Annotated in this window: 27 protein-coding genes; 18 read left to right on the top strand and 9 right to left on the bottom strand. The window is 64.7% G+C overall.

The features are described from left to right. Positions 1-21: 21 nt before the first annotated feature. The gene (locus tag BLT50_RS17255) at positions 22-804 is read right to left on the bottom strand and encodes a cobalamin-dependent protein (RefSeq protein ID WP_175491520.1); all 783 of its coding nucleotides are present in this window, start codon (positions 802-804) and stop codon (positions 22-24) included. A 317-nt stretch (positions 805-1,121) separates the two neighbouring features. On the opposite strand from BLT50_RS17255, the gene bchF reads away from it, so the two are divergent. The 15 genes from bchF to BLT50_RS17180 all read left to right on the top strand — a co-directional run bounded on the left by bchF (position 1,122) and on the right by BLT50_RS17180 (position 17,236). Beyond that, positions 1,122-1,610, top strand: a complete 489-nt coding sequence (gene bchF / locus BLT50_RS17250) for a 2-vinyl bacteriochlorophyllide hydratase (RefSeq protein ID WP_175491519.1) — start codon at positions 1,122-1,124, stop codon at positions 1,608-1,610. Continuing rightward, positions 1,607-2,887 (top strand): ferredoxin:protochlorophyllide reductase (ATP-dependent) subunit N, encoded by a 1,281-nt coding sequence (locus tag BLT50_RS17245; RefSeq protein ID WP_090030270.1) that lies wholly within the window; start codon positions 1,607-1,609, stop codon positions 2,885-2,887. Before bchF ends, BLT50_RS17245 begins: the two co-directional genes overlap by 4 nt. Next, positions 2,884-4,431, top strand: a complete 1,548-nt coding sequence (bchB, locus tag BLT50_RS17240) for a ferredoxin:protochlorophyllide reductase (ATP-dependent) subunit B (protein ID WP_090030268.1) — start codon at positions 2,884-2,886, stop codon at positions 4,429-4,431. The genes BLT50_RS17245 and bchB overlap by 4 nt, the downstream gene beginning before the upstream one ends. Next, positions 4,421-7,993 carry a magnesium chelatase subunit H gene (locus BLT50_RS17235; protein ID WP_090030266.1) on the top strand — a complete coding sequence of 1,191 codons (3,573 nt, stop codon included), beginning with the start codon at positions 4,421-4,423 and terminating at the stop codon, positions 7,991-7,993. Before bchB ends, BLT50_RS17235 begins: the two co-directional genes overlap by 11 nt. 169 nt (positions 7,994-8,162) lie before the next feature. Continuing rightward, positions 8,163-9,083, top strand: coding sequence for a ferredoxin:protochlorophyllide reductase (ATP-dependent) iron-sulfur ATP-binding protein (bchL, locus tag BLT50_RS17230; protein WP_090030321.1), 921 nt, complete (start codon positions 8,163-8,165; stop codon positions 9,081-9,083). After that, positions 9,083-9,781, top strand: a complete 699-nt coding sequence (bchM, locus tag BLT50_RS17225) for a magnesium protoporphyrin IX methyltransferase (RefSeq protein WP_090030264.1) — start codon at positions 9,083-9,085, stop codon at positions 9,779-9,781. The genes bchL and bchM overlap by 1 nt, the downstream gene beginning before the upstream one ends. Beyond that, entirely contained in the window at positions 9,778-11,217 is a 1,440-nt protein-coding gene (locus tag BLT50_RS17220; RefSeq protein WP_090030262.1) for a PucC family protein, read from the top strand. The genes bchM and BLT50_RS17220 overlap by 4 nt, the downstream gene beginning before the upstream one ends. Positions 11,218-11,239: 22 nt before the next feature. Beyond that, on the top strand, positions 11,240-12,010 hold the full coding sequence (gene puhA, locus BLT50_RS17215; RefSeq protein ID WP_090030260.1) for a photosynthetic reaction center subunit H: 771 nt from the start codon (positions 11,240-11,242) through the stop codon (positions 12,008-12,010). Between the two features lie 35 nt (positions 12,011-12,045). Beyond that, on the top strand, positions 12,046-12,687 hold the full coding sequence (puhB, locus tag BLT50_RS17210) for a photosynthetic complex putative assembly protein PuhB (protein ID WP_090030258.1): 642 nt from the start codon (positions 12,046-12,048) through the stop codon (positions 12,685-12,687). A gap of 12 nt (positions 12,688-12,699) precedes the next feature. Continuing rightward, positions 12,700-13,164, top strand: a complete 465-nt coding sequence (puhC, locus tag BLT50_RS17205; RefSeq protein ID WP_090030255.1) for a photosynthetic complex assembly protein PuhC — start codon at positions 12,700-12,702, stop codon at positions 13,162-13,164. Between the two features lie 21 nt (positions 13,165-13,185). After that, the gene (locus BLT50_RS17200) at positions 13,186-13,482 is read left to right on the top strand and encodes a hypothetical protein (protein ID WP_090030253.1); all 297 of its coding nucleotides are present in this window, start codon (positions 13,186-13,188) and stop codon (positions 13,480-13,482) included. Continuing rightward, the gene (gene acsF / locus BLT50_RS17195) at positions 13,479-14,603 is read left to right on the top strand and encodes a magnesium-protoporphyrin IX monomethyl ester (oxidative) cyclase (RefSeq protein WP_090030251.1); all 1,125 of its coding nucleotides are present in this window, start codon (positions 13,479-13,481) and stop codon (positions 14,601-14,603) included. The genes BLT50_RS17200 and acsF overlap by 4 nt, the downstream gene beginning before the upstream one ends. Before the next feature lie 88 nt (positions 14,604-14,691). Next, positions 14,692-15,504, top strand: coding sequence for a putative photosynthetic complex assembly protein PuhE (puhE, locus tag BLT50_RS17190; RefSeq protein ID WP_090030247.1), 813 nt, complete (start codon positions 14,692-14,694; stop codon positions 15,502-15,504). Continuing rightward, positions 15,494-16,708 carry a 5-aminolevulinate synthase gene (hemA, locus tag BLT50_RS17185; protein ID WP_090030245.1) on the top strand — a complete coding sequence of 405 codons (1,215 nt, stop codon included), beginning with the start codon at positions 15,494-15,496 and terminating at the stop codon, positions 16,706-16,708. The genes puhE and hemA overlap by 11 nt, the downstream gene beginning before the upstream one ends. Positions 16,709-16,777: 69 nt before the next feature. Next, a complete protein-coding gene (locus BLT50_RS17180) occupies positions 16,778-17,236 on the top strand; it encodes a c-type cytochrome (RefSeq protein WP_139170561.1) in 459 nt (152 codons plus the stop codon). A 63-nt stretch (positions 17,237-17,299) separates the two neighbouring features. Here BLT50_RS17180 and BLT50_RS17175 read toward each other — a convergent pair whose 3' ends face one another. From BLT50_RS17175 to BLT50_RS19390, 4 genes are all read right to left on the bottom strand, one after another. Next, positions 17,300-17,596, bottom strand: a complete 297-nt coding sequence (locus tag BLT50_RS17175; RefSeq protein ID WP_090030243.1) for a CcdB family protein — start codon at positions 17,594-17,596, stop codon at positions 17,300-17,302. Then, the gene (locus tag BLT50_RS17170; RefSeq protein ID WP_090030241.1) at positions 17,593-17,829 is read right to left on the bottom strand and encodes a type II toxin-antitoxin system CcdA family antitoxin; all 237 of its coding nucleotides are present in this window, start codon (positions 17,827-17,829) and stop codon (positions 17,593-17,595) included. Before BLT50_RS17170 ends, BLT50_RS17175 begins: the two co-directional genes overlap by 4 nt. A 44-nt stretch (positions 17,830-17,873) precedes the next feature. Continuing rightward, on the bottom strand, positions 17,874-18,560 hold the full coding sequence (locus tag BLT50_RS17165; RefSeq protein ID WP_090030239.1) for a DnaA N-terminal domain-containing protein: 687 nt from the start codon (positions 18,558-18,560) through the stop codon (positions 17,874-17,876). A gap of 237 nt (positions 18,561-18,797) precedes the next feature. Then, complete coding sequence (locus tag BLT50_RS19390) at positions 18,798-18,956, bottom strand: hypothetical protein (RefSeq protein WP_175491518.1); 159 nt, start codon at positions 18,954-18,956, stop codon at positions 18,798-18,800. A 102-nt stretch (positions 18,957-19,058) separates the two neighbouring features. Here BLT50_RS19390 and BLT50_RS17160 point away from each other — a divergent pair, with 102 nt between their 5' ends. Next, positions 19,059-20,363: an AAA family ATPase gene (locus BLT50_RS17160; RefSeq protein ID WP_090030237.1), complete on the top strand. Its 1,305-nt coding sequence runs from the start codon at positions 19,059-19,061 to the stop codon at positions 20,361-20,363. Continuing rightward, positions 20,360-21,427: a ParB/RepB/Spo0J family partition protein gene (locus BLT50_RS17155; RefSeq protein WP_090030317.1), complete on the top strand. Its 1,068-nt coding sequence runs from the start codon at positions 20,360-20,362 to the stop codon at positions 21,425-21,427. Before BLT50_RS17160 ends, BLT50_RS17155 begins: the two co-directional genes overlap by 4 nt. Here the strand turns inward: BLT50_RS17155 and bchO are convergent. Genes bchO through crtA form a run of 4 tightly spaced genes read right to left on the bottom strand, consistent with a single transcriptional unit; the run spans position 21,397 to position 25,670 of the window. Further along, complete coding sequence (gene bchO / locus BLT50_RS17150) at positions 21,397-22,293, bottom strand: alpha/beta fold hydrolase BchO (RefSeq protein ID WP_090030235.1); 897 nt, start codon at positions 22,291-22,293, stop codon at positions 21,397-21,399. The two genes, BLT50_RS17155 and bchO, sit on opposite strands and share 31 nt — an antisense overlap. A 1-nt stretch (position 22,294) precedes the next feature. Further along, a complete protein-coding gene (locus BLT50_RS17145) occupies positions 22,295-23,962 on the bottom strand; it encodes a magnesium chelatase subunit D (RefSeq protein WP_090030233.1) in 1,668 nt (555 codons plus the stop codon). Beyond that, the gene (gene bchI, locus BLT50_RS17140) at positions 23,959-24,963 is read right to left on the bottom strand and encodes a magnesium chelatase ATPase subunit I (protein ID WP_090030230.1); all 1,005 of its coding nucleotides are present in this window, start codon (positions 24,961-24,963) and stop codon (positions 23,959-23,961) included. Before bchI ends, BLT50_RS17145 begins: the two co-directional genes overlap by 4 nt. Then, entirely contained in the window at positions 24,960-25,670 is a 711-nt protein-coding gene (crtA, locus tag BLT50_RS17135; protein WP_090030315.1) for a spheroidene monooxygenase, read from the bottom strand. The genes bchI and crtA overlap by 4 nt, the downstream gene beginning before the upstream one ends. A gap of 109 nt (positions 25,671-25,779) precedes the next feature. Between crtA and BLT50_RS17130 the strand changes: the two genes are divergently transcribed. After that, a partial coding sequence (locus BLT50_RS17130; protein ID WP_139170560.1) for an NAD(P)-binding protein occupies positions 25,780-25,947 on the top strand: 168 nt, incomplete at its 3' end.

Below are 25,947 nucleotides of genomic sequence, written 5' to 3'. Positions count from 1 at the left end.
TTGGCGCACTTCCAGAGTTCATCACTCAGCTACTTTCAATTCCATCGGTGTTACAGCTCGATTGCACAGGCTGAGCGCCTTTTTGATGTCACGCGTGACCAGGTCGACGCCCGTTGTTTCGCGGATATTTTCCGCATGGTCGATCACTGGCCCGCCCAATACCAAAGGTGGCACCACACATGCCTCTTGGCGGATGTGTTTAACGAGATGGGTCGCAGTTTCAAGGACTTCCAGAGAGGAACAGGAAAAAACGACAATATCGTAAAAGCCTTGATTGATCCTAGACGACAATTCCGCGCCCGTTTCCGCCGTCACCAGAGTGACCGAGCAGTTCGCGCGGCGCAGTTGATCCGCCAGTAGAACCGGGCCCAGGATATGGGTCTGTTCGCGGCACACGACCAACAGAACCGCAAAGCGTTGATCGGACCTGGGCGACGGCACCCATTCGGCACTTATCCGTTTGACAAGATTGTATAGTCTCGCCCCGGACAGGCTGACTTGCCAGAACGAGACCTGGTCTTCGATCCAGCCCTGCCCGACAAGCAGCGCGGCCTCCGGGATACAGTAATCCATGATGTCGGCATTGCTGAACTTGCGGCCCTTCAGATCCTCCATGATCGCCTCGGCGTCGAAGATCCCGGAACTGATGGAAAGTGACGCAAGGTCACTTGCCGCCAACGAAAGTTTTGCCCGCAAATCCGGCGAAGGGTAAGTCCTGAGCGATGTCAGGACCGATCTGGCCAATGCATCGACGTGGCGACTGACCGCGCGCTGGAACTTCTTCGGAGAAACGTCGCTAGTCATGGGCCAACTCCTCGCTGCCGCCGAGTATTCCGCCAAAAGCGCCGCGTGCGCCGCCGGAACCCGAGTCCGCGACATGAACAAGTGTCACGTAAGCTTGGCAAAATGTCAAAGACAATAGACACAATGGAATGTCTCTGCCGGCAAGATCTGTCAGGACTTGAGCGATTTTCCCTTTTAAACAAGGCTTTAGGCCCTGTCTTTCCTCGAAAAACCGCGCCTCACCCATCCATCGAATGTCAATTCATGAGTGTAACTTTTAATTGACACTTTGACTTTCTGACCGCTACGCTTGGGCCATGGCAAGGAGGGAATCGGCCATGCCCACGCATCATGGCAGCGAGATGCCCGCCACGGGGCTTTACACGCCCGAGCAGCGCGCTCGGCGCGATGCGACGGTCTGGACCCTGGTTCAGGGAATACTCGCGCCTCTGCAGTTCCTCGTCTTTCTCGTCTCGCTGGCGCTTGTGCTGCGCTATCTCTGGACGGGTGACGGGTACTGGGCGGCGACAGCGTCGATCGTCGTCAAGACGGGTGTGCTTTATACGATCATGGTCACCGGCGCGATCTGGGAAAAGATCGTGTTCGGGCAATACCTGTTCGCGCCCGCATTCTTTTGGGAAGACGTGTTCAGCTTTGCGGTGATCGCATTGCACACCGCCTATCTCTGGGCGGTCTGGAGCGGATCCCTCGGCCCCACGGAACAGATGGTTCTCGCGCTGGCGGCCTACCTTGCCTACGTCATCAACGCCGGTCAGTTCCTGTGGAAACTCCGCATGGCCCGGCTTCAGGCAGAGGGCCGGGTATGAAGGATGTTCCAAACACCGGCCAGGGCTGTCGCAATGCGCCCATCCTGAAAGAGCGTGGCCAGCGCGAGGTGTTCTGCGGGCTGACATCGATCATCTGGCTGCACCGCAAGATGCAGGATGCGTTTTTCCTGGTCGTGGGCAGCCGCACCTGCGCGCACCTGTTGCAATCCGCCGCCGGTGTCATGATCTTTGCCGAACCGCGTTTCGGCACCGCGATCCTGGAAGAAACCGATCTCGCCGGCATGGCCGATGCGCAGGACGAGCTAGACCGAGAGGTTGGCCGCCTGCTGGAACGGCGCGGCGATATCCGCCAGCTTTTTCTTGTCGGCTCCTGCCCTTCCGAGGTGATCAAGCTGGACCTGGAAAAGGCAGCCGAACGGCTGTCGGCACGGCACGGCCCGCATGTGCGTGTCATCAACTTCTCGGGCTCGGGGATCGAAACCACCTTTACCGAGGGCGAAGACGCCTGCCTTGCCGCGATGGTGCCCGGCCTGCCCGAAACCCAGGACCGCCAACTGATGCTGGTGGGCGCCCTGCCCGACGTGGTGCAGGACCAGGCGCTGGACCTGCTCGACCGGTTGGGCGTCGGCCCCGTCACGGTGCTGCCGTCGGCGCGCGCCGACGATCCCGTGGCCGTTGGCCCGAATGCCGTTTTCGCGCTGACGCAGCCCTTTCTTGGCGACACGCACGCCGCGCTGGTCCGCAGGGGCGCACGCCACATCGCGGCGCCTTTCCCGTTTGGCGAACAGGGCACCACCGCCTGGTTGCGCGCGGTGGCCGATGAATTCGGCGTATCCGACGAAAAATTCGCCGAAGTCACCGACGCCCCCCGCGCCCGCGCCCGGCGCGCCGTGGCGCAGGCGGCAGAGGCGCTGGAAAACAGGTCGGTCTTTTTCTTCCCGGACAGTCAGCTGGAAATCCCGCTCGCCCGGTTCCTGACCCGCGAATGCGGTATGACCGCGATCGAGGTCGGCGCCCCCTTCATCCACAAGGATCTTGTCGGCCCCGACATGGACCTGATGGCCGAAGGCCCGGTCTTCTCGGAAGGGCAGGATGTCGATCTGCAGCTTGATCGCGTGCACGACGCCAAGCCCGACCTGACGGTGTGCGGCCTGGGCCTTGCCAACCCGCTCGAGGCCGAGGGGCTGACCACCAAATGGGCGATCGAGCTGGTCTTTACCCCGGTGCATTTCTACGAACAGGCGGGCGATCTGGCAGGGCTATTCTCACGTCCGCTGCGCCGCCGCGACCTGCTGAAACTGGAGGCCGCGGAATGAAGCTGACGGTCTGGACATACGAAGGCCCGCCCCATGTTGGCGCCATGCGCGTCGCAACGGCGATGAAGGATCTGCACTATGTCCTTCATGCGCCGCAGGGCGATACCTATGCCGACCTGCTGTTCACCATGATCGAACGGCGCAATCACCGCCCGCCGGTGACTTACACCACCTTCCAAGCGCGCGATCTGGGCGCCGACACCGCGAACCTGTTCAAGTCGGCCGCGCAAGATGCCTATGACCGGTTCCAGCCGCAGGCGATCATCGTCGGCGCGTCCTGCACCGCCGAGCTGATCCAGGACGATCCCGGCGGCATGGCCGAAACCATGGGCCTGCCCATCCCGGTGATCCCGCTGGAATTGCCCAGCTACCAGCGCAAGGAAAATTTCGGCGCGGATGAAACCTTTTACCAGATCGTCAAGGCACTGGCGAAGCCGGTCGAAAAGTCGGCACACCCGACGGCCAACCTGATCGGCCCCACAGCGTTGGGGTTCCGCCACCGCGACGACATCACCGAGATCACCGCCCTGTTGGGCGATATGGGGATCGGGGTCAACGTCGTGGCGCCCTACAACGCCACACCGCATGACATCACCCGAATGGGTGCCGCGCATTTCAACGTGCTGATGTATCCCGAAACGGCCGAAACCGCGGCCCGCTGGATGGAGCGGGAACTGGCCCTGCCCTACACGAAAACCGTGCCGATCGGCGTCGGCGCGACCCGTGATTTCGTGGCCGAAGTGGCGGCGATCACTGGGCGCAACACCGTTCTGGACGAAAGCCGCCTTCGCCTGCCCTGGTATTCGGCCAGCGTGGACAGCACCTATCTGACCGGCAAGCGCGTGTTCCTTTTCGGGGACGGCACGCATGTCGCCGCCGCCGCCCGCATCGCGCGCGACGAGATGGGCTTCGAAGTGGTGGGCATGGGCTGCTACAACCGCGAACAGGCCCGCACCATCCGTACGCTTGCCAAGGATTACGGCGTTCCGGCGCTGATCACCGACGATTACCTCGAGGTCGAAAAGACGATCGAGGATCTGGCCCCCGAAATGATCCTCGGCACCCAGATGGAGCGCCATATCGGCAAGCGCCTCGGCATCCCCTGCGCCGTGATCTCGGCCCCGGTCCACGTTCAGGATTTCCCCGCCCGCTATAGCCCGCAGATGGGGATCGAGGGCGCCAACGTGATCTTCGACACCTGGGTGCATCCGCTGGTCATGGGGCTGGAGGAACATCTTCTGCACATGTTCCGCGACGATTTCGAATTCCACGACGACGCTGGTGCCAGCCACCACGGCCACAAGGCCAAGCTGCGCGATCTGGACGCGCCCGCCGCGACGGACGGGCCCGAAATGGCCCCCGCCCCTGTCGAAAGCAGCGTCGAGGTCGTCTGGCTGCCCGCCGCCGAAAAGGAACTGAAAAAGATCCCCTTCTTCGTGCGCGGCAAGGCGCGGCGCAACACCGAAACCTTCGCCGCCGAACGCGGCGTTTCCGAAATCAGTGTCGACACCCTTTACGAGGCCAAGGCCCATTATGCGCGGTGATGATGTGACAACGGGCGTCAAGCCCTACAACATCGTGATTATCACGCTCGACAGCCACGCGGCCGGCCCCGTGGCCCGTGCGGGCCTGCGCCTGGTGCAGGATTTTCCGGGGCTCACCGTCACGGTGCACGCCGCCGCCGAATGGGCCGAAACGCCGGACGCCCTGGCCGAGACCCGCGCCCGCATCGCCGAGGCCGACATGGTCGTGGCGAACCTTCTTTTCCTCGAGGAACATATCCGCCCCGTCCTCGCCGACCTCCAGGCCGTGCGCGACCGTGTGGATGGCATGATCGGCGTGATTGCGGATGCCGAGATCATCAAGCTGACCAAGCTGGGCCGCCTGGATATGGCGCAGCCCGCCAGCGGCATGATGAAGCTGATGAAAAAGCTGCGCGGCGGGTCGAAACCCAACAGCGACAGCGGCGAAAAGCGCATGAAGCAACTGCGCCGCCTGCCCCGCATCCTGCGGCTTATCCCCGGCAAGGCGCAGGATCTGCGCAGCTGGTTCCTTGTCATGCAATACTGGCTGGGCGGGTCCGACGACAACATCGAACAGATGGTCCGCTACCTGCTGGGTAAATACGCCGCAACCCGCCCGCAATGGCTGGGCGCGCAAGCAGCCGAGCCGCTGGAATACCCCGAGGTCGCGCTGTATCACCCCGATCTCAAGGACCGGATCACCACCGACCCGACAGACATCAAGGGGCCGAAAAACCCTGTCGGCACCGTGGGGCTGCTGATGATGCGGTCCTATATCCTCAGCTCGGACACCGCGCATTACGACCAGGTGATCCGCCAGCTTGAATCGCGCGGTCTGCGCGTCCTGCCCGCCTATGCCGGCGGGCTCGATGGCCGCCCCGCGATCAAATCCTTCTTCGCTGACGACGATGGCGCGGCAAAGATCGACGTTCTGTTGTCCCTTACCGGGTTCAGCCTGGTGGGCGGCCCTGCCTATAACGACAGCGCGGGCGCGGTCGAGGTGCTGAAAAGGCTCGATATTCCTTACATCACCGCCCATCCGCTGGAATTCCAGACGCTGGGCCAGTGGTCGGCCAGCGAACAGGGCCTTGGCCCCATCGAAACCACGATGCTGATCGCGCTGCCCGAACTGGACGGGGCGACCAGCCCCACGGTCTTTGGCGGCCGCCACGGCGCCGAAGGCTGCACCGGATGCCAGCATGCCTGCCCCTGCGCGGGCTCGGACAAGGCGATGGCGCCCTGCCGCGAACGCATCGACAGCCTGGCCGAAAAGGTCCAGCGCCTCGCCCGCCTGCGCCGCCGCAAGGTTGCCGAAAAGAAAATCGCAATCGTGCTGTTCGGCTTTCCTCCCAATGCCGGGGCCGTGGGTACGGCCGCCTATCTCAACGTATTCGAAAGCCTGCACAACACGATGAAGCGCATGAAGGCCGAGGGCTACACGATCGACGTGCCCGACACGGTAGCCGAACTGCGCGCCGCCGTGCTGGAAGGCAACGCCCGCCAATACGGGCAAGAGGCGAATGTCGCCGCCCATGTCAGCGCCGACGACATCGTGGCGAACACCCCGCCGCTGAAGGTCATCGAATCCGTCTGGGGCCCCGCCCCCGGCAAGGTGCAATCCGACGGGCGCGGCGTTTTCGTGCTGGGCCAGCATTTCGGCAACGTGTTCGTCGGGGTGCAGCCCACGTTCGGCTACGAAGGCGACCCGATGCGCCTGCTGTTCGAAAAGGGCTTTGCGCCCACCCACGCCTTCGTGCAGTTCTACCTCTGGCTCAAGAACAGGTTCCAGGCCGATGCGGTACTGCATTTCGGCATGCATGGCGCGCTGGAGTTCATGCCGGGCAAGCAGGCCGGCCTTGGCGCACGCGACTGGCCCGACCGTCTGATCGGCGAGATGCCGAACATCTATCTCTACGCCTCCAACAACCCGTCCGAAGCCTCGCTTGCGAAACGCCGTTCGGGTGCGGTGACGGTGACGCACATGACCCCGCCGCTGGCGGCCTCGGGGCTTTACAAGGGCCTGGCCGAGCTGAAGGACAGCCTGTCGCGCTGGCGCGGCATGGAAGACGGCCCCGACCGCGACGATCTGGAAACCCTCATTGCCGAACAGGCCGAAGCGGTCGACATGGGTGGGATCGGCCCGGCCCAGATGTGGCTGAAGCTGCTCGAAACCGAAGACGCGCTGATCCCCGACGGCCTGCACATCCTGGGCAAGGAACTGACCGACGCGGAACGCGCCGCCTATGCCGACGTTATGGAGGATGCCGACGACGACACCCGCGCGCGGGTGCAGGCGATCCTGCAGGAAGATCACGAAATCCCGGCCCTGCTGCGCGCGCTTTCGGCGCGCTATATTCCGCCCGTGCATGGCGGCGACCTGATCCGCAGCCCCGACATCCTGCCGACGGGCCGCAATATCCACGCCTTCGATCCGTTCCGCATGCCCACCGAATATGCCTGCCGCGAAGGCGCGAAACAGGCGCAGCTTCTGCTCGATACACACCCGGAACTGCCGCGCTCGGTGGCGCTGGTGCTGTGGGGGTCGGACAACATCAAATCCGACGGCGGCCCGATCGGCCAGGCGCTCGCGCTTTTGGGGGCGAAACCGCGTTTCGACGCCTTCGGGCGGCTGTCGGGCGCCGATCTGATCCCGCTGGCCGAACTCGGCCGCCCGCGCATCGACGTGGTGATCACGCTGTCGGGCATCTTCCGCGATCTCCTGCCGCTGCAAACCCGCCTTCTGGCGGATGCCGCATTGCAGGCCGCACAGGCCGACGAACCGCTTGAGATGAATTTCATCCGCGCCCACGCCATTGATTACATGGAAAAAATGGGCACCAACATCGAAACCGCCGCGCTGCGCGTCTTTTCCAATGCCGAAGGCGCCTATGGCTCGAACGTCAACGCGCTGGTCGATAGCAGCGCCTTTGGCGACGAGGACGAACTGGCCGACGCCTACGAGGCGCGCAAAAGCTTTGCCTATGGTGTGAACGGCAAGGCCAGCGCCAATCCCGCGCTGCTGCAACAGGCCCTGAAAGACGTCGATGTGGCCTATCAGAACCTTGAATCGGTCGAACTGGGCGTCACGACGGTCGATCACTATTTCGACACGCTCGGCGGCATTTCCCGCGCGGTCAAGCGCGCCCGCGGCGGACAAGAGGCCGCCGTCTATATCGGTGACCAGACCCGCGGTGCGGCCAAGGTGCGCACGCTAGCGGATCAGGTCGCGCTGGAAACCCGGTCGCGCAGCCTGAACCCGAAATGGTTCGAAGGCATGCTCAAGCATGGCGCAGAAGGCGTGCGCCAGATCGAGGCGCAGGTCACCAACACGATGGGCTGGTCGGCCACCACCGGCAAGGTCGAACCCTGGGTCTATCAACGGCTCAGCGAAACCTTCGTGCTGGACCCCGATATGCGCGCGCGGCTGGCCGAGCTGAACTCGGTCGCTTCGAGCCGGATGGCGAACCGCCTGCTCGAGGCAAGCGACCGCAATTACTGGCAACCCGACGCCGAAACGCTCGCCGCCCTGCAAGAGGCCGCAGACGCGCTCGAAGACCGGGTCGAAGGGGTGGCTGCCGAATGACCACGCAAACGACATACCGCACCGCACTGGCGGCAACCCGGGCGGGGGCCCTGCCCCCGCACCCCCGGGATATTTTCGGAAAGAGAAAGATGCAGGCCCGCCCTGTATCGGAAGGGAAACCGACATGAGCCCACTCGACGCAAAGAACCCGCCGGCCACACGGGCCAACATGCGCGAAGCCGCCGGGTTGAAAGCGCGCGGCATCGGCGCGCCCCCGGTTCTGAAAGGCCAGGACGGCGAAGGATCGGTGCAGGTGCACCAGGACGAGACCATGAAGATCGAGGGCGCAAAGGTGTTTTCGGTCTATGGCAAGGGCGGGATCGGCAAATCGACGACCAGCTCGAACCTGTCGGCGGCCTTTTCCAAGCTGGGCAAGCGGGTGCTGCAGATCGGCTGCGACCCCAAGCATGACAGCACCTTCACCCTGACCGGGCAGTTGCAGCCCACGGTGATCGACATCCTGAAAGAGGTCGATTTCCACGCCGAGGAACTGCGCCCCGAGGATTTCGTGACCGAAGGCTGGAACGGCGTCAAATGCGTCGAGGCCGGCGGCCCGCCCGCGGGCACCGGCTGCGGCGGCTACGTGGTGGGGCAGACCGTCAAGCTGCTGAAACAGCACCACCTGCTCGAAGACACCGACGTGGTGATCTTCGACGTGCTGGGCGACGTGGTCTGCGGCGGGTTCGCCGCGCCCCTGCAACATGCCGACCGCGCGGTGATCGTCACCGCCAACGATTTCGACTCGATCTACGCGATGAACCGCATCATCGCCGCCGTGCGGGCCAAGTCCAGCAACTACAAGGTGCGGCTGGCCGGCTGCGTGGCGAACCGGTCGCGCGACACCGACGAGGTCGACCGCTTTTGCCGCGAGGTCGGGTTCAAGCGCATCGCGCACATGCCCGATTACGACGCGATCCGCCGGTCGCGGCTGAAAAAGAAGACGCTGTTCGAAATGCCGGACGAGGACGACATCGTCATGGCCCGCGCCGAATACATCCGGCTGGCCGAACAGCTTTACGCGGGGACCGATCCTCTCAGCCCCGCGCCGATGGAAGACCGCGAGATTTTCGAACTTCTGGGGTTTGACTGATGACCGACGCCTCGGGCCACAACACCGGCAGCTATGACGCCACCCGCGCGCGGGTCGAGACCTATTTCGACAAGACCGCGACACGGGTGTGGGACAGGCTGACCAGCGACGCCCCCGTCAGCCGCATCCGCGAAACCGTGCGGCGCGGGCGCGACGACATGCGCGCGCGCATGCTGGCGCGCCTGCCCGAGGATCTGACCGGCGCGCGCGTTCTGGATGCCGGGTGCGGCACCGGAATGATGACGCAGGAACTGGCCGCGCGCGGCGCGGATGTCGTGGCGGTCGATATCTCTCCGCAGCTTGTCGGCATCGCCGAAACCCGGATGCCCGGCGCCCTGCGCCCGCGCGTGACGTTCCACGCGGGTGACATGCTCGACCCGTCGCTGGGCCGTTTCGATGCGGTCATGGCGATGGACAGCCTGATCTATTACCGGGCCGGCGACATACGCAACGCGCTGTCGGGCCTAGGCAAACGCTGCGGCGGGCCGGTTGTGTTCACCGTGGCCCCGCGCACGCCCTTGCTGATGGGCATGTGGTATGCGGGCAAGGCGTTCCCCCGCTCCGACCGCTCGCCCGTCATGATCCCTCATGCCCCTGCCCGACTGGCGCAGGCGGTGCGCGATATCGGCAGGATCAAGGATATCGGCCGGGTCTCGGTCGGGTTCTACATCTCGCAGGCGCTGGAGTTCACGGCATGAGCAAGGGCGCACGGATTCTCAAGCAATTCAGCCTCTCGATGCTGCCGTTCTCGGACGCGGCGAGCGACGAGTTGCCGCTGATGCAGCTTTTGCGCCTGTCGCTGTTCCAGGTCTCGGTCGGCATGGCGGGCGTGATGCTGCTCGGCACGCTGAACCGCGTGATGATCGTGGAGCTGACGGTCCCCGCCACGATCGTGGCGATCATGATCGCGCTGCCGGTTCTGTCGGCGCCGTTCCGCGCGCTGTTGGGGTTCAAGTCCGACCACCACCGCAGCGCCATCGGATGGAAGCGCATTCCATACCTCTGGTTCGGCACATTGTGGCAGTTCGGCGGGCTGGCCGTGATGCCCTCGGCCCTGCTGGTCCTTGGCGGCAACACCGTGCATGACGTGCCCTTTGCCGGCGAAGTGCTGGCCGGGCTGGCCTTTCTGATGACGGGCCTCGGGATGCACATGACGCAAACCGCCGGCCTTGCGCTGGCCGCCGACAGGGCAACCGATGAAACGCGCCCGCGCGTGGTCGCGCTGCTCTATGTCAGCTACCTCGCCGGCATGGCGATTTCGGCCATCGTGATCGGATGGCTGCTGCGCGACTTCAACGACCTGCTGCTGATCCAGGTGGTGCAAGGCACCGCCGTCGTCACCATCACCCTGAACGTGATCGCGCTCTGGAAACAGGAACGCGTCCGCCCCATGACCCGCGAGGAACGCGAGGCCCCTGCCCCGTCCTTCCGCAACGCCTGGGCCGACCTGGCGCGCGGCGGCACGGCGGGCCGCCTTCTGGCGGTGGTGTTCCTGGGAACGATGGCCTTCAACATGCAGGATGTCCTGCTCGAACCCTATGGCGGCGAGATCCTCGGCCTGTCGGTCAGTTCGACCACGCTGCTGACGGCAGCCTGGGCCGCCGGCGCGCTGGTGGCCTTTGCGCTTGCCGGGCGCGGCCTGGCACGCGGGCGCGATGCCTATCGCATGGCGGGCACCGGCCTGCTGACCGGGCTTGTTGCCTTTTCCGCCGTGATCTTCGCCGCGCCACTGGGATCGAGCGCGCTTTTCTTTGCCGGGGCCACCCTGATCGGGTTCGGCGGCGGGCTGTTCAGTGTCTCGACCCTGACCGCCGCCATGACCATGCCGGCCGAAGGGCTGGCAGGCCGCGGTCTGGCGCTCGGCGCCTGGGGCGCTGCGCAGGCCACCGCCGCAGGTTTGTCCATCGCCATCGGCGGCACGTTGCGCGACGTGGTCAACGCCCACGCCCTGTCAGGCGACTGGGGCACGCCGCTGATGTCGCCCGCGACCGGGTATTCCTTTGTCTATCACACCGAGATCGCACTGATCTTTGTCACGCTCATCGCGTTGGGGCCGCTGGTGCGGTCGCATCGCCCATCCCTTCACCAAAGCGGGGAGACCGGTCGCATCGGGCTCGCCGATTTCCCCACCTGAACCTCACCGAAAGGACAGGACCATGACTGAAGCATTCTTTGGCAACTTCGATCTGGCAAGCCTGACTCTGTGGCTTTTCTGGATCTTCTTCGCGGGGCTGATCTACTACCTGCAGACCGAGAACATGCGCGAGGGCTTCCCCCTTGTCGACGAAGACGGCAACGAGGCCGCCAACCAGGGCCTGTTCCCCCTGCCCAAGGACAAGACCTTCGTTCTGCCCAACGGCCAGGGCGAACTGACCGTGCCTTCGGGTCAGCCGGGCGACCGCAAGGACATCGCGCTGGCGCGCACCAATGCCGCGAACGGGTTTCCCTTTGTGCCGACGGGCGATCCGCTGGCCGATGGCGTCGGTCCGGCAAGCTGGGTCAACCGCAAGGACGTGCCCGAGCTGGACGCCCACGGCAAACCCAAGATCGTGCCGATGGCCGCCTCGGATCACTTCCATGTCGCGGCGGGCCGCGACCCGCGCGGGCTGCCCGTGCAGGCCGGTGACGGCGCCATCGTGGGCCGGATCAGCGACATGTGGGTGGACGAACCCGAACAGCTGGTGCGCTACCTCGAGATCACGCTGGACGGCGAGGCCGGCAGCGGCAAGCGCCTTGTCCCGATGACGCTGGCCCGGATCAAGTCCGACCGCGTCGCGATCCACTCGATCTACGGCAAGCATTTCGCAGGCGTGCCCAGCACCGCCTCGGACAGCCAGGTCACCAAGCTCGAAGAGGACAAGATCAGCGCCTACTACGCGGGCGGCAAGCTCTATGCCGACGAAAGCCGGCTGGAACCGCAGCTCTGATCCCCTGACTGCCACGCTCACCGGAGGACACAACCATGAGCCACGATGATTTCGCCGTAGAACCGGTCAAAGGCCTGCCGGAACGTCCGCCAGAGGGGGAACAGATCCTCTGGCAGGGGCGGCCCGACTGGTGGGCGCTGTCCAAGGACGCGCTGAATCTCTGGTGGGTCATGGGCTATTTCGTCCTGCTGGGGGCGTGGCGCTTCGTTTCGCTGGTCGACCAGCGCCCGCTGATGGAAGTCATCGCGCTGACCGTGCCCTTCCTGATCGCGGGGCTGATCGTCTGCGCCCTGCTGATGATCGTGGCCTATGTGCAGGCCCGAACCACGGTCTACACCGTGACCAACCGGCGTGTGGCGATGCGGATCGGCGCGGCGCTGACGGTGACGCTGAACCTGCCCTATACGCAGATCGTGAACGCCTCGCTGCAGATGCGGCGCGGCGGGCGCGGCACCATCGCCTTCGAAGTGCCGGACGACGTCAAGCTGGGCTATCTCACCTGCTGGCCGCATGTGCGGCCCTGGCGCGTGCCCGCGCAACCGGCGCTGCGCTGCATCCCCGAGGCCGAAAAGATCGCCACCATGATCTCGGACGCGGCCGAGGCGCGGATCGCGGCACCGGTCATCGCCCGCAAGGGCAGCACGGCCGGGGCGCCTGCCCCGGTGGCGGCGGAATAAGGAGGCCGGATCATGCAGTATCAATCCGCCCATACCAGCCACCGCCGCGCCGAGCCCGACAAGATCCCCGTGGGCCTGATGCGCGCGGTCGTGTTCCTGATCGTCTGTTCACTGACGATCGTCACCGCGGCCACCATTTCGAAACGGCCCGTCACATCGACCCCGCCGGTCAGCGCGACGGTGGACCAGACACAATTCGTGCTGGATGCCGAGATGTCGGGCGCCGTGCGCATCACCGCGCCCGACGGCACGCTGATCGCCGATCTGGCCCCCGAACAGGGCGGGTTCATCTCGGGTGTGGCGCGCGTCATCGAATTCAACCGCCGCAAGGCCGGGCTGTCGATGGACGCCCCCGTCACGCTGACACGCGGCGAAAACGGCCGCCTTGCCATTCACGACCCCGAAACGGGGTGGAGCGCCGACCTGATGGGGTTCGGTGCGGATAACGCCAGGGCCTTCGCCAGGCTTCTGGACTGACCTAAAGGGAGGACACACACCATGGGTCTGATTACCAGGGAAATAGAAAGGGCGCCTTGCACCGTCGAGGTCAGCCACTGTTTTGACAGCCTGCACGCGCATGTGCGGTTCAACAATGGCGCCGTCGTCTATCCGGGCGACGAAGTCAAAGTCGAAGGCCCCGAGATCATGGCCCCCTTCGGCGAAATAGTGCGCGAGGATCGCGAGGCGATCATCGTCCGCGCCAGCAAGCTCGAACAACTCTGGACCCGCCTGACCGGCGATTTCGAGGTGATGGAGCTGTGCGAATTTTCCTTCTCCGAGGAGGTGAAGCTATGAACATCCAGGCCAAGCACTCAGCCGATGCGACCACCGTCGAAGAAGGACTTGCCATCCAGGAAGAGCAGGCGAAATTCGACAGCGTCGCGGCCACCGAAGTGGCGATGCAGAACACCCTGCTGACCCCACGCTTCTACACCACCGATTTCGACGAGCTCGACGCGATCAACGTCGAACCCGTGCGCGACGACTGGGACAAGCTGATCGCCCAGATGGTGGCCGACCCCAACAAGGGGCATTTCAAGAAGAACGAGGACTGGGACCATATCGACTGGGACGGCATGGACCCGGAACTGCGCAAGGAGTTCATCGACTTCCTGATCTCGTCCTGCACGGCCGAGTTTTCGGGCTGCGTTCTCTACAAGGAAATGAAGCGCCGCGGCAACAACAAGGACATCACACAGCTTTTCCAGCTCATGGCCCGCGACGAGGCCCGCCATGCGGGTTTCATCAACGACGCCCTGCGCGAGGCGGGCGTGGCGGTGAACCTGGGGTTTCTGACGCAGAAAAAGAAATACACGTATTTCCGGCCCAAGTTCATCTACTACGCCACCTACCTGTCGGAAAAGATCGGCTATGCCCGCTACATCACGATCTTCCGCCACCTCGAGGCGCATCCCGAACAGCGGTTCCACCCGATCTTCAAATGGTTCTGCGAATGGTGCAACGACGAGTTCAGCCATGGCGAGGCCTTCGCCCTGCTGATGAAGACCGACCCCAAGCTGACCAGCGGCGTGAACGTGCTGTGGATCAAGTTCTTCCTGACCGCGGTCTACGCCACGATGTATGTGCGCGACCACCAGCGCCCGGCCTTTCACAAGGCGCTTGGCGTCGATCCCGACTGGTACGCGCACGAGGTGTTCACCAAGACATCCGCGCTGAGCCAGCAGATCTTTCCGATCACGCTCGATATCGAGCACCCGCGCTGGCAGCGAAACCTCGTACGCCTGCACCACGCCAACGTGCAGATCGCCGAGGCGAAGGAACGCGGCGGGCTGGGCGGAAAGCTGAGCCAGATGGCCGGATCGGCAAAGGCGGCGCTGGCCTTCGTGTCGCTTTACACGATCCCGGCCCGCAAGCACACGGTGCCTGCGAGCACCCGGCTGGAGCCGGTCTATTGAGTGGTTTCGACGCCTTTGGCGTCGACCGGCTGGGGGGCGCTGCCCCCCAGACCCCCCGGGATATTTTCGGAAAGAGAAAGATGCGGGAATGAGCCTGGCCGACCCCTGGATAGCAGCCCTTGCGGCCCTTTTCCTGTGGTGGTTTTCCACGGGCGCGATCCTGCTGGTCGTGCGCCTGGCCGACCGCATGGGCGGGCGCGCCGGCGCGGTGGCGGCACTGGCCGGGCTTCCCCTGCTGGGTCTTGGTATCTGGGGCTATCTGGTGACGCTGGATGGCGCCGGCCATGCGGCGGCCTATCACGGGTTCCTGGCGGCGCTCGCGATCTGGGGCTGGATCGAACTCGCCTTTCTGACGGGGCTGGTCACGGGGCCGAACCTGCGGCCCTGCCCTGCAACCCTGCCGGAATGGGAACGGTTCCTGCGGGCCTGGGGCACCGTCGCCTATCACGAGATGGCGCTGCTTGCCGCGCTTTTGTGGATGTGGATCGCCAGCAGCGAAGCCGCCAACGCGTTCGGTTTCTGGACCTTCGCGGTGCTCTATTTCGCCCGGATATCCGCCAAGCTGAACCTGTATTTCGGCGTGCCGCGCATCAATACCGAGTTCATCCCCGGTGCGCTGCAACACCTGCCCAGTCATTTCCGCATCCGCCGCGCGAACTGGCTGTTTCCGATCTCGGTCACGGCGCTGTCCTTTGCCGTGGCCTGCTGGCTGGAGCGTCTTTTCGCTGTCGATGCCGCTCTCGACATCGTGGGCTTTGCGCTACTGACGGCGATGACCGCGCTTGCGCTTCTGGAACACTGGCTGATGGTGGTGCCGCTGCCTGATGCGAAACTCTGGCGCTGGATGTTGCCCGCGCCCAAACAGACAAAAGGGAAAGTGGAGGGTCACCATGGATTTTGACGCCATGTTCAATGCGCAGCTCGATGCGCTGAAAGAAGAAGGCAACTACCGCATTTTCGCCGAGCTCGAGCGCGAATGCGGCGCCTTTCCCCAAGCCCGCAGCCACGATGCCGACGCGCCCGACAAGGTGACGGTCTGGTGTTCCAACGATTACCTCGGCATGGGCCAGAACGAGGTCGTGCGCCAGGCGATGAAGGATGCGATCGACCGGTGCGGCACCGGCGCGGGCGGTACGCGCAACATCTCGGGCACCGCACGGCACCATGTGGCGCTGGAACACGAACTGGCCGACCTGCACGGAAAAGAGGCGGCGCTGCTGTTCACCAGCGGCTACGTGTCGAACTGGGCGGCCCTGTCCACCCTGGGCGCGCGCCTGCCCGACGCGGTGATCCTGTCGGACGCGCTGAACCATGCCAGCATGATCGAAGGCATGCGCCATGCCCGCTGCCAAAAGGTGATCTGGAAACACAATGACCCCGAAGACCTGGACCGCAAGCTGGCCGCCCTGCCCGCCAACGCGCCCAAGATCGTGGCTTTCGAATCCGTCTATTCGATGGACGGCGATATCTGCCCGATGGAGGAAATCGTCGAAGTGGCCGAAAAGCACGGCGCGATGACCTATCTCGACGAGGTGCATGCCGTGGGCCTCTATGGCCCGCGCGGCGGCGGCGTCAGCGAGGAACGCGGGCTGGCCCACCGCATCGACCTGATCGAAGGGACGCTGGGCAAGGCCTATGGCTGCGTCGGCGGCTATATCACCGGCTCGGCCGCGCTGTGCGATTTCATCCGGTCCTTTGCCAGCGGGTTCATTTTCACCACCGCCCTGCCCCCGGCCGTGGCGGCGGCGGCGCAGGCCTCGATCCGGCACCTCAAGACCTCGGATGCCGAACGCCGGCAACAACGCCGCCAGGTCGCACAGCTGCGCGCGAAACTGGATGCGCGCGGCATTCCGCACCTGGACAACCCCAGCCACATCATTCCGGTGATGATCAAGGATCCGGTCAAGTGCCGGCAACTCGCCGATATCCTGATGCGCGACTACGGGATCTACGTCCAGCCGATCAACTATCCAACCGTGCCGAAAGGCACCGAAAGGCTGCGCTTTACCCCGGGCCCGCTGCACACGGATGCCGACATCGACCACCTCGTCGAGGCGCTGACCGTGCTGTGGAAGCAGTGCGCCATCGCCCACGCGGTTGCCTGATCCGGTTGACAGCCCTCACAACGGGCTAGGTTGTGTCACCCGGAAAAGAAATCAGGGGGAGCAAGACCCATGAGAACCATTCTGACCACAGCGACCTTCCTGGCGCTATCGACCGCTGCTTATGCAGGTGGCCATGCCACGGGCGATGCCGAAGCCGGCGAAAAAGAGTTCCGCAAGTGCAAGTCCTGCCACATGATCCAGAACGCCGACGGCGAAGACGTCGTGCGCGGCGGCCGCACGGGGCCGAACCTGTGGGGCGTCGTGGGCCGCACGGCGGGCACCTACGAGGATTTCCGCTATTCCGACTCCATGGTTGCCGCGGGCGAGGCTGGCCTGGTCTGGAGCGAAGAGGAATTCGTGAAATACGTCCAGGATCCCACCGCGTACCTGCGCGATTACCTGGATGATGACAGCGCGCGCGGCAAGATGAGCTACAAGCTGCGCGATGTCGAGGACGCGGCCAACATCTGGGCCTACCTTGCAAGCGTGTCGCCCGAACCCGAAGCCAAGGAAGAGATGAGCAACTGATTTTCCGGTTGCGACTTGCGAACAGGGCGCGCCTGCGGGTGCGCCCTTTTCATTTCCGCGTGATCAAACGCCACTCAACAGCAAATCCAGCGCGCGGGTGATTTCGTACCGGTGCGCGCCCAGATCGGCGACAGGAGGGCCCTGTAGCTGGCTTTCCAGGATCGCGGCCATCTCGGCCGTGCGCAGGGCGTGGGGCGCGCCATCGACCTCCAGCACCGGCTCCAGCCGTGGAATGGCGGCAGGCCCCTGCCCCAAGGGTATCAGCGGCGCCACGACACGGCTGCCAACCTCCACGAGATCGGATTGCAGATCCAGCACCAGCAGGCCGCCAGCCAGGCGGTAGACGCAGTGTTGCGTCATTCCGCCTGCCACAGCCGGTGGCGATCCAGGGCCAGCCCCTGACGATCGACATGGGCACGCCGTTCCGCCAGCGCATCGGCGTTGTCACGCGCCCATGCCTCGGCCTCGGCACGGCGCACGGCCTGCCCCAGCGCCTCTTCGGCGATGGCGGATATGTTCAGCCCGTGGGCGCGGGCCGACTGCAAAAGGCTTTCGTCCAGGGTCAGGTTGGTGCGGCGCTTGGTGGCAGTCATGGGGTCACTCCGGCTATGCGCATGATCATACACACATTCCCACGTCAGTCCACGATGCGGATTTCCGCGACAGTGTCATCGACCTCTTGGCAGGCGGCCAGTATGCGCCCCGCAAGGTGTGTCTGCACATAGGCTGCGTGAAACCGGCTGGGTGCGCGCAGGGTCAGCCGCCCCCCTGCCCTTTCGGCCCGCTTCAGCCCCCGCACCCACGAGGCAAAGCTCGCCTGATCCTGCGCATGCAGCAGCCCCTGCGCCAGCGCCCATTCCGTGCCGGGCGACAGATCGGGCGGGGCCACGTCGCCCTTGACGGGCAAGGGCACCACCTGCTGCGGCGCCTCGCCCTGCCCCGTCTCCATCCGCAGCACGAAATCCGGCCCGACCGAGGCCCAGGCCGGGCGCGTATCCGCCAGCAGCCGCGCGATATCCATCCGGTATTCCGTCACGCGGCCACGCGCGCCTTGCCGTTTCACCACCAGCCAGCCCCGCGCCCGGAGTTCGGCCATCTCGCGTTTGACGGTGCGTTCGTCCACCGACCAAAGCTGCGCGATCTCGCGCTGACCGACGGCCAATTCGTCCCGTCCCCAATTGTACCGCGCCGTGACCAGTGTCATCAGGCGAAGAACGCGGCGCTGCTCGGCCTTGGGCTGCGCCAGCGCGTGTGCACCGAGCGCGGTCAGTATGTCGTATTTCCTGGCACTGGCCCCGCGGCCCACCGGGCGGATGGCGTGCATTCTCTGCTCTCACTTCTCCGGTCTGGTAGCCGGTTTCTGCCTCTGGCCGGTTAACTCGGGATGAATAGACCGACCCAATTATGATGCCCCGTTATTCGGCGCTTTTCCTTATCGTGTCCTGATTTGCGTCCTGAATTGCGATTCTGTCAAGGGACAAACCTGAAAGCAGCCAATTCGATCCCAATTCAAAAATGAAAAATAGGTATCAATGGTATTGGGGGACATACAGGCTGTCCCCTATTCGCGCCCTTTTGTCCCCCAATCTGTCGTGGTTGCCGTCAAAGCGTCCCCCAATTGGTTGTGGTTTTCTGCGGCAGGCGACTCGCCGTTTTGCGAATCGTTCAGGTGCGTCGGAACCAGGAATGAAAGGCCAAAACGCAAATTCACGAAATCCATGGATTTACGATATTCGCTTTTGCGTTTTTTGCAAATTCAGCGTAAATCAGGAAATGCAAGGAATTTGCGTCCCCGCGGGGACAGGCACCAAAGAGGCAGAGCATGTTCACACATAAAGACCTTGAACGCCTTCAGGCGCAGTCGCTGAAACTGCAAGGTTATATCAGGCAACAGACCTACAGCCCCGAACGTGAAAAGACGCTGCGCCGTTTTTCCAGCTGGGAGGTGGCCGAGCTGATCCTGAAGGTCAACCAATCCACCCTGCGCGGCAAGCTGGCCGCCGATCCGTCCCTGCCCCAGGGCCTGGTCGAAGAGGACGGCCGCCAACGCTGGTACACGCTGGATGAGGTAAACGAGATCCGCCGCAAGCTGCGCATCAACCGCAAGTCGTTGATGCCGCCGCGCCCCGCGGGGAAGCGCGCGATCCGCGCCGCCATCGCCAACTTCAAGGGCGGCGCCGGCAAGTCGACCGTGGCGCTGCATTTCGCGCATGCTGCCGCGCTCGATGGCTACCGCGTGCTCTGCGTCGATTTCGACCCGCAGGCGACGCTCAGCCATTCGATGGGCCTGACGGACGTGTCCGAGGAATATACCGTCTGGGGCATCATGGCCCGCGACCTCGCCCGCGAAACCGAGAGGATGAACAGCGCCGCGCGCGGGGCGGAATCGGGCACCGCCCTGCCCCAGCGCCGCCTTCCCTCGGCGATCACGGAAATGGGCCTTGCCGATCTGCGGCTGTCCGATTTCATCAAGCCGACGAACTGGTCCACGATCGACATCGTGCCAAGCTGCGCCAACGCCGCCTTCGTGGAATTCGCCAGCGCCCAATACCGGCACATGAACCCGGAATGGTCGTTCTTTGCCGCCGTGGCGCGGTTCCTCGATCAGCTTCCCGACGACGCCTACGACCTGATCGTGTTCGATTGCCCGCCCGCGATCGGGTATCAGTCGATGAACGCGGTCTTCGCAGCCGACGTCCTCTATATCCCGTCGGGGCCCGGCTATTGGGAATACGATTCCACCACGTCCTTCATCGGCCAGCTTGCCGAGGCGCTCGAGGATCTGGGCCGGTTTTCCGGGCTTGTCCCCGCGGGGACAATGGGCCTGCCCAAGGCGTTTCTCGACATCCGCTTTCTGCTGACGCGGTTCGAACCCAACAACGACTTGCACCGCGCGATGCAGTCAGCCTTTGGCAAGGTGTTCGGCGACAGGTTGGCGGACCACCCGATCGAACTGACCCGCGCGGTCGAACAATCCGGCCGCTTTCTCAGCTCGGTCTACGAAATCGACTACCGCGACATGACGCGGGAAACCTGGCGGCGCGCCCGTGGATCCTTCGATCGCGCCTATGACGAATTCAAAACGAACCTGATCGCCGCATGGGATCGGATGGAGGCCACGACATGACCAAGAAACGCCGCGTATTCGATATCGATTTCGACGCCCCGCTGGACGATGTCCCCGCGGGGACAGATGCACCCGAGGCGCGTCGCGGACCGATGGCCGCGGCCATCACCGAAAACGCCGAGGCCCTGGCCAGCCGCCAACAGGCCGAGGCCGCGATCCGTGAGGAAAACGACCGGCTCGCCCATCAATTCGTCGAGTTGAAAAAACAGGGCCTGATCGTCGATCTCGTTCCGATCGACCAGATCCGCACGGACAAGCTGATCCGCGACCGTGCGCCGAAACGCGACCACGAAATAGACGAGCTGAAGGACTCGATCAAATCGGTGGGCCTGTCCAACCCGATCCGGGTCGAAGAACACGAAGACGGCTGGGAACTGGTGCAAGGCTGGCGCCGTCTGACCGCCTATCGTGAGCTTTACAAGGAAACCGGCAATCCGGCCTATGCGCGTATCCCCGCGGGGCTGGTGGCGCGCGGTGCGAAGCTGGACGAACTGTATATCCGAATGGTCGACGAAAACCTGATCCGCCGTGACATTTCCTTTGCCGAGATGGCGCAGCTTGCCGTCGCCTATGCGCGTGAGCCGGAAACCACCGTCGCGGGGCCGCTGGATGCCGTGGATAGGCTCTATGCCAGCGCAGGACGCCAGAAACGGGCCTATATCAAGCATTTCACCACCTTGATGAGGGCCATCGGCCCGGCGCTCAAACACGCCGAGGCCATTCCCCGCAGGCTGGGCCTGGAACTGGTCAAGCGGCTTGAGGAAAACCCGGATCTGGCCGTCGACATCCAGCACGTCCTGCTGAACACGCAACGCCCCGATGTCGAGACCGAACTGGCCATCCTGCAAAGCTTTGCCAAGCCTGTCCCCGCGGGGACAAAACCCAAGCCCGCGCCGCGCAGCACGGCGAAAACCACCTTCAAGCTCAGCCGCCCCGAAGGCGTGGCGAAATGCACCGCCGCGGATGGGCGGCTTGAACTGCAGGTGAACCGGGATTTCACGGCGATGGACCGTCGCCGCCTGGAAGAGGCGCTTCAGGCGTTTCTGGATACGCTGTCAGACTGATCCAAACCAACGAACCCAAGGATGCGCCCGGCCACAAGGTCGGGCGCTTCTTCGTGGGCGAGATGGCCAAGCCCGGGCAAGGTTTCCACCGTCGCATCCGGTATCGCATCCCCTGCCCGTTCCGCCACCCTGACCGGAACCGCCCTGTCGTTCTCGGCAGCCAGGAACAGGCAGCGCGCCGTGATGTTAGGCAAGTCGGCAATCAGCCCATCCAGAACCCAGCTTGCCATCATCTGCAACGTGCCTGCCACATGGGATCGGTCGCCCATCAGGCGAGAATAGAGCCTGTATCCGTCCGGTGTCAGCTGCGATCCGGTGCCCTCGATCAGTTGCCTTGCCCGCCGCTCTGATGCGCCGCCCATCGTGAAAAGCCACGGGGTCAGCGGGTTCAGCGCCAGCGCCTTTGCCAGAACCGGGAAAAGCCACCCGGCGACACCTTCGAACTTGCCAAGCGCGGGGTTGATCCCGATCACGTCCGGGGGGTGTCCCCGCGGGGACAGCAGCGTTTGCGACAGCCGCAACGCAATCGCCGCGCCCGCCGAATGACCGACAATCGCGGCCGGTGACCAACCTTCCTGCGCACAAAGCGCGGCGATATCCGCCGCTGTCGGGTTCAACCCCGAACGGGCGCGCGTGCCCGCCTGGGTGAATCCCTGACCGGGCAGGTCGACCGCGACGACATGGGCCTGTTTCGCCAGTATCGGCATCACGTCACGCCAGCTATGCGTTGCGCCGCCGGCCCCGTGGATCAGCAGGATCGTCGGCCCGGTGCCGGTCTCCTGCACATGCCAACGGTGCGGGCGGCAGGTGACACGGCGTGACAGCGCGCTCAGCGGCCAGGTCGGAAGGTCGCGCGCCCAATCCATCTCAGGCGTCCAGGGCGGCTGTCACGGCCGCGCTCAGCCGTTCTGCATCGGCACGGGGCAGGGGCAGGTATCGCGCACCCATATGTGCGGCCAGATCGCCCAGTTGCCGCGTCGGGCGGTTGCCCATGTCCAGAACCACGCCGGGCAACCCGCAGGCCCGCAGCCAGGTGCCGATGCGGGTGGCGTCCTCGGCCGCCTGCGCACGGTCCGCGCTGCCATCAAGGGCAATATTCGCGCGCCCATCCGTCAAAACGGCGATGGCGGGCGACAAGCCCTGACTGCGCGCATGCTCGGCAAGCTCTCCGGCGGCCTGCAACCCGGCGGCCAAAGGCGTGCCGCCGCCGCCGGGCAGGGCGGCCAGGCGGCGTTTTGTCTGAACCAGCGACCGCGTCGGGGGCAGCAGCAGGTCCGCCCCCTCGCCACGAAACGCAATCAGCGCCACGTGGTCGCGCCGTGCATAAGCCTGCACCAGCAGCAGTTCCACCGCGCCCTTCGCCTCGGCAAGGCGGGCCAGCGCGGCGCTGCCAGATGCGTCGACGGTAAAGATCAGCAACCGGTCCGAGCGGTCTTCGAACCGCTTCAGATGGATGTCGCCGGGGTGGATCAACAGCTTCTGTCCCCGCGGGGACAATTTGCGCCGGATGGGTTGCCAAGGCGCCGCGGCGCGCAGTGTTGCGACAAGATCGATCCGGGCGCGGCCATCCAGACGTCCGGGCCGCGAGGGCAGGGGACGTCCACGCCGGTTGCCCTTGCGCCGCGCACCTGCGCCAGAACCCCTTGCGCCACGGGCTGTCCCCGCGGGGACAAGGCTTTCCAGCATCCCGTCGGGCAGCATGGCGCGCACCGCTTCGATCAGCATTTCCTGCGAGATTTCCATCTGGTCCTCGCCCTGATCCTGCGGGCTGTCGCCCTCGTCCTCGGGTGGGGGCGGGGGGGCGTTGTCCTCTTGCTCGGCGTCTTGCGGCATCTGCGTGGCACGGTGCGCGAACACCAGCCCGGCTGCTGCGGCAATATCATCCGATGTGAGACTGTTTCGCCCGAAAAGCGCCGCATGGGCGCGCGCCGCGCGCAGGGCGAACAAGGGCGCGCGCAGGCTGTCGACACCGTATCGCGCCGCAAGTGCGGTCAGCGCCTCGATCGCTTCGGCCGTTGCCGCGATGCGGGGGTAAAGCGCGCGGGCGATCGCCGGGTCGGGCAGGTCGCCGGGCGTGGCCTGCAGCCGCCCGATTGCTTCCAGATCCACACGGAATGCCAATCGTTCCGACAGGGCAGGGGGGCAGCGTTCGTCCGGCTCGGCCCCTTCATCCAATGCGATCAGACAATGGGTGCCGTCCAGATCCAGCCGCTGCGCCAGCTTTGCCGCCAGGTCCGCGGGCGTGCGTTCTGCCATTGTCAGGATAAGCGCCGCAGGGTCATGCATAACCCCTTGTGAAAAAACAATTTTTTTCGATGCAAGTGTCGCCGACAGGTCCAGACCGCCAAACAGGCCGTCATCCGAGATGTCGGGATGAATACGCCGGCGGGGCAGGGGAATCGACCCTAATTCAGCCAAAAACGCGTCACGCACCGGGCCGGAGCGCGCACGGACAACCATGCCGCCCAGCCCGACGGGATCGACCGACAACAGCGCCAGCGCCAACTGCGCGGCGTCCCATTGTGGGGCTGTCATCCCAGCACCTCGGACACGGTGCGGGCGACACGGGCGGCGCTGCCGGCCTCGTCCAGGGGATCGCGGCGCAGGCGGTGCGACAGGGCCAGGGGCGCCACGCGGCGCAGGTGGGGGCGGGCAAGGGCGGTGTCGCCGTCGAACGCCGCAAGGGCCCGGCCGGCGCGCAGCAGCGTCAGCTCGCCGCGCAGGCCATCGGCCCCAAGGGCCACGCAGAGTTCCGCACAATCGCGCAGGGCAGGCTTTTTCGTGTCTATTTCGGCCAGTTTCGCCCGTGCGGCCAGAATACGATCACGCAGTTTGCGGTCTTCCTTGCCCCATTTGCGCATGAATTTTGCGGCGTCGGTTTCGAAGGCATCCCGGCGCTTGATCACCTCGATCCTGTCTTCGATGTTGTTGGGGCTGCGCACCTCGACGGACAGTCCGAAGCGGTCCAGAAGCTGCGGGCGCAATTCGCCTTCTTCGGGGTTGCCTGACCCAACCAGCACGAACCGCGCGGGGTGCCGGATCGACAGGCCCTCGCGTTCGACGACGTTTTCGCCCGATTGCGCCACGTCCAGCAGCAAATCGACGATGTGATCCTCAAGCAGGTTGACCTCGTCAATGTAGAGATAACCGCGGTTGGCCTGGGCCAGCAGACCGGGCTGAAACGCCTTTTCGCCCTGCGTCAACGCGCGTTCGATATCGAGCGCGCCGGTCACGCGGTCTTCGGTCACGCCAAGCGGCAGATCGACCACGGGGGTGGGGCGTTCAACCATCTCATGCGTGTCTAAACCAGCCCAATCCGGCACTTCCGAGGGGTCGGCGGCATTGACCGGGCAGGCCTTGACCGCCTGGATCGGCGGCAGCAGCGCGGCAAGCGCGCGCACGGCGGTGGATTTGCCGGTGCCCCTGTCGCCAAAGACCAGGACACCCCCGAGTTTCGGGTCGATCGCGGTCAGGATCATGGCCAGTTTCATATCGTCCTGACCGACGATGGCGGAAAACGGAAAGGCGTGTTTCATGCGTGTCCTTTTACCGGGGCCAGCGGGCTTGCCCCGCCCCATGTCCCACGTTCGCCGGTCACGCGAAAGCGGGCGTAAAGTTCCTCCTGGAACCAGTTTTCATCGCGCACCGCACGGATGGCCCTGGCGTGGGGTCCGTCGCGGTCGCGGGCGAAGGCGGCCATCGTCTGCGCATCCGGCCAGATTGAAAAGGTCACCTGGTGCAAAAGGGGCACTTCTCCGATGCCGATCTTGAAGATCACGTTCGGATCGGCCCCGATGACGGCTGAAATGTCAGGCACACGCGCCCAGAACCGCAAGGCGCGGCTGGGCCGTACCGAGGCGCGTGTCATCGCCGCCAGCGGCCCGGTTTCGGGCGCGGATTGGGCGTGGAACGGGATGGTGCCCGACCATTGCCCACGCACCGATGTGGGGGTCAGGAACACGGTCCAGTCCTCGACCGCGCGGGCGCGGTAGCGGCGAAAGATCCGCGCGGTTTCCAACCGGGTGCGCGCGGTTTCGGCATCGGGCCAGGCGCAGAGGATGGCGTAGACATGGGTGTTGGGGTGCGGGGTGAACCCTTCGCCGGTACCTGTGCCGCACAGCTTCCAGAATTGCAGCCCCGGCACGCGGCGCAGGGCGAATCGGCCGGCGCCCATCATCCCGAATGCCCACAGGCGCGCAGCGATGCTGTCAAAGCGGAAAAGGCTGAGGGTCACGGTTTGCACGTGCGACTCCCACAAAAGTGTCAATTAAGTCTGACACATATTGATTTCAGATGGAAGGTGTCGCAGAAAGAATGTAAACTAAACTAGACATTTTGACTGGGAGGCCGCCATGACACGGATAGACACCTCGCTGCCCGAGCAGGCCGCCAGGGCCACGGCCCCTCATGCGGTGGTGATCGGAGCGGGGCTTGGCGGGCTGTCGGCGGCGATGCGCCTGGGGGCCAAGGGGTATCGCGTGACGGTGCTGGACCGGCTTGACCGGGCAGGGGGGCGCGGG

Source organism: Lutimaribacter saemankumensis (assembly GCF_900100005.1).
Classification (GTDB): domain Bacteria; phylum Pseudomonadota; class Alphaproteobacteria; order Rhodobacterales; family Rhodobacteraceae; genus Lutimaribacter; species Lutimaribacter saemankumensis.
Note: the sequence above shows the minus strand (reverse complement) of the source record. Positions and strands in the feature narration are given on the sequence as shown.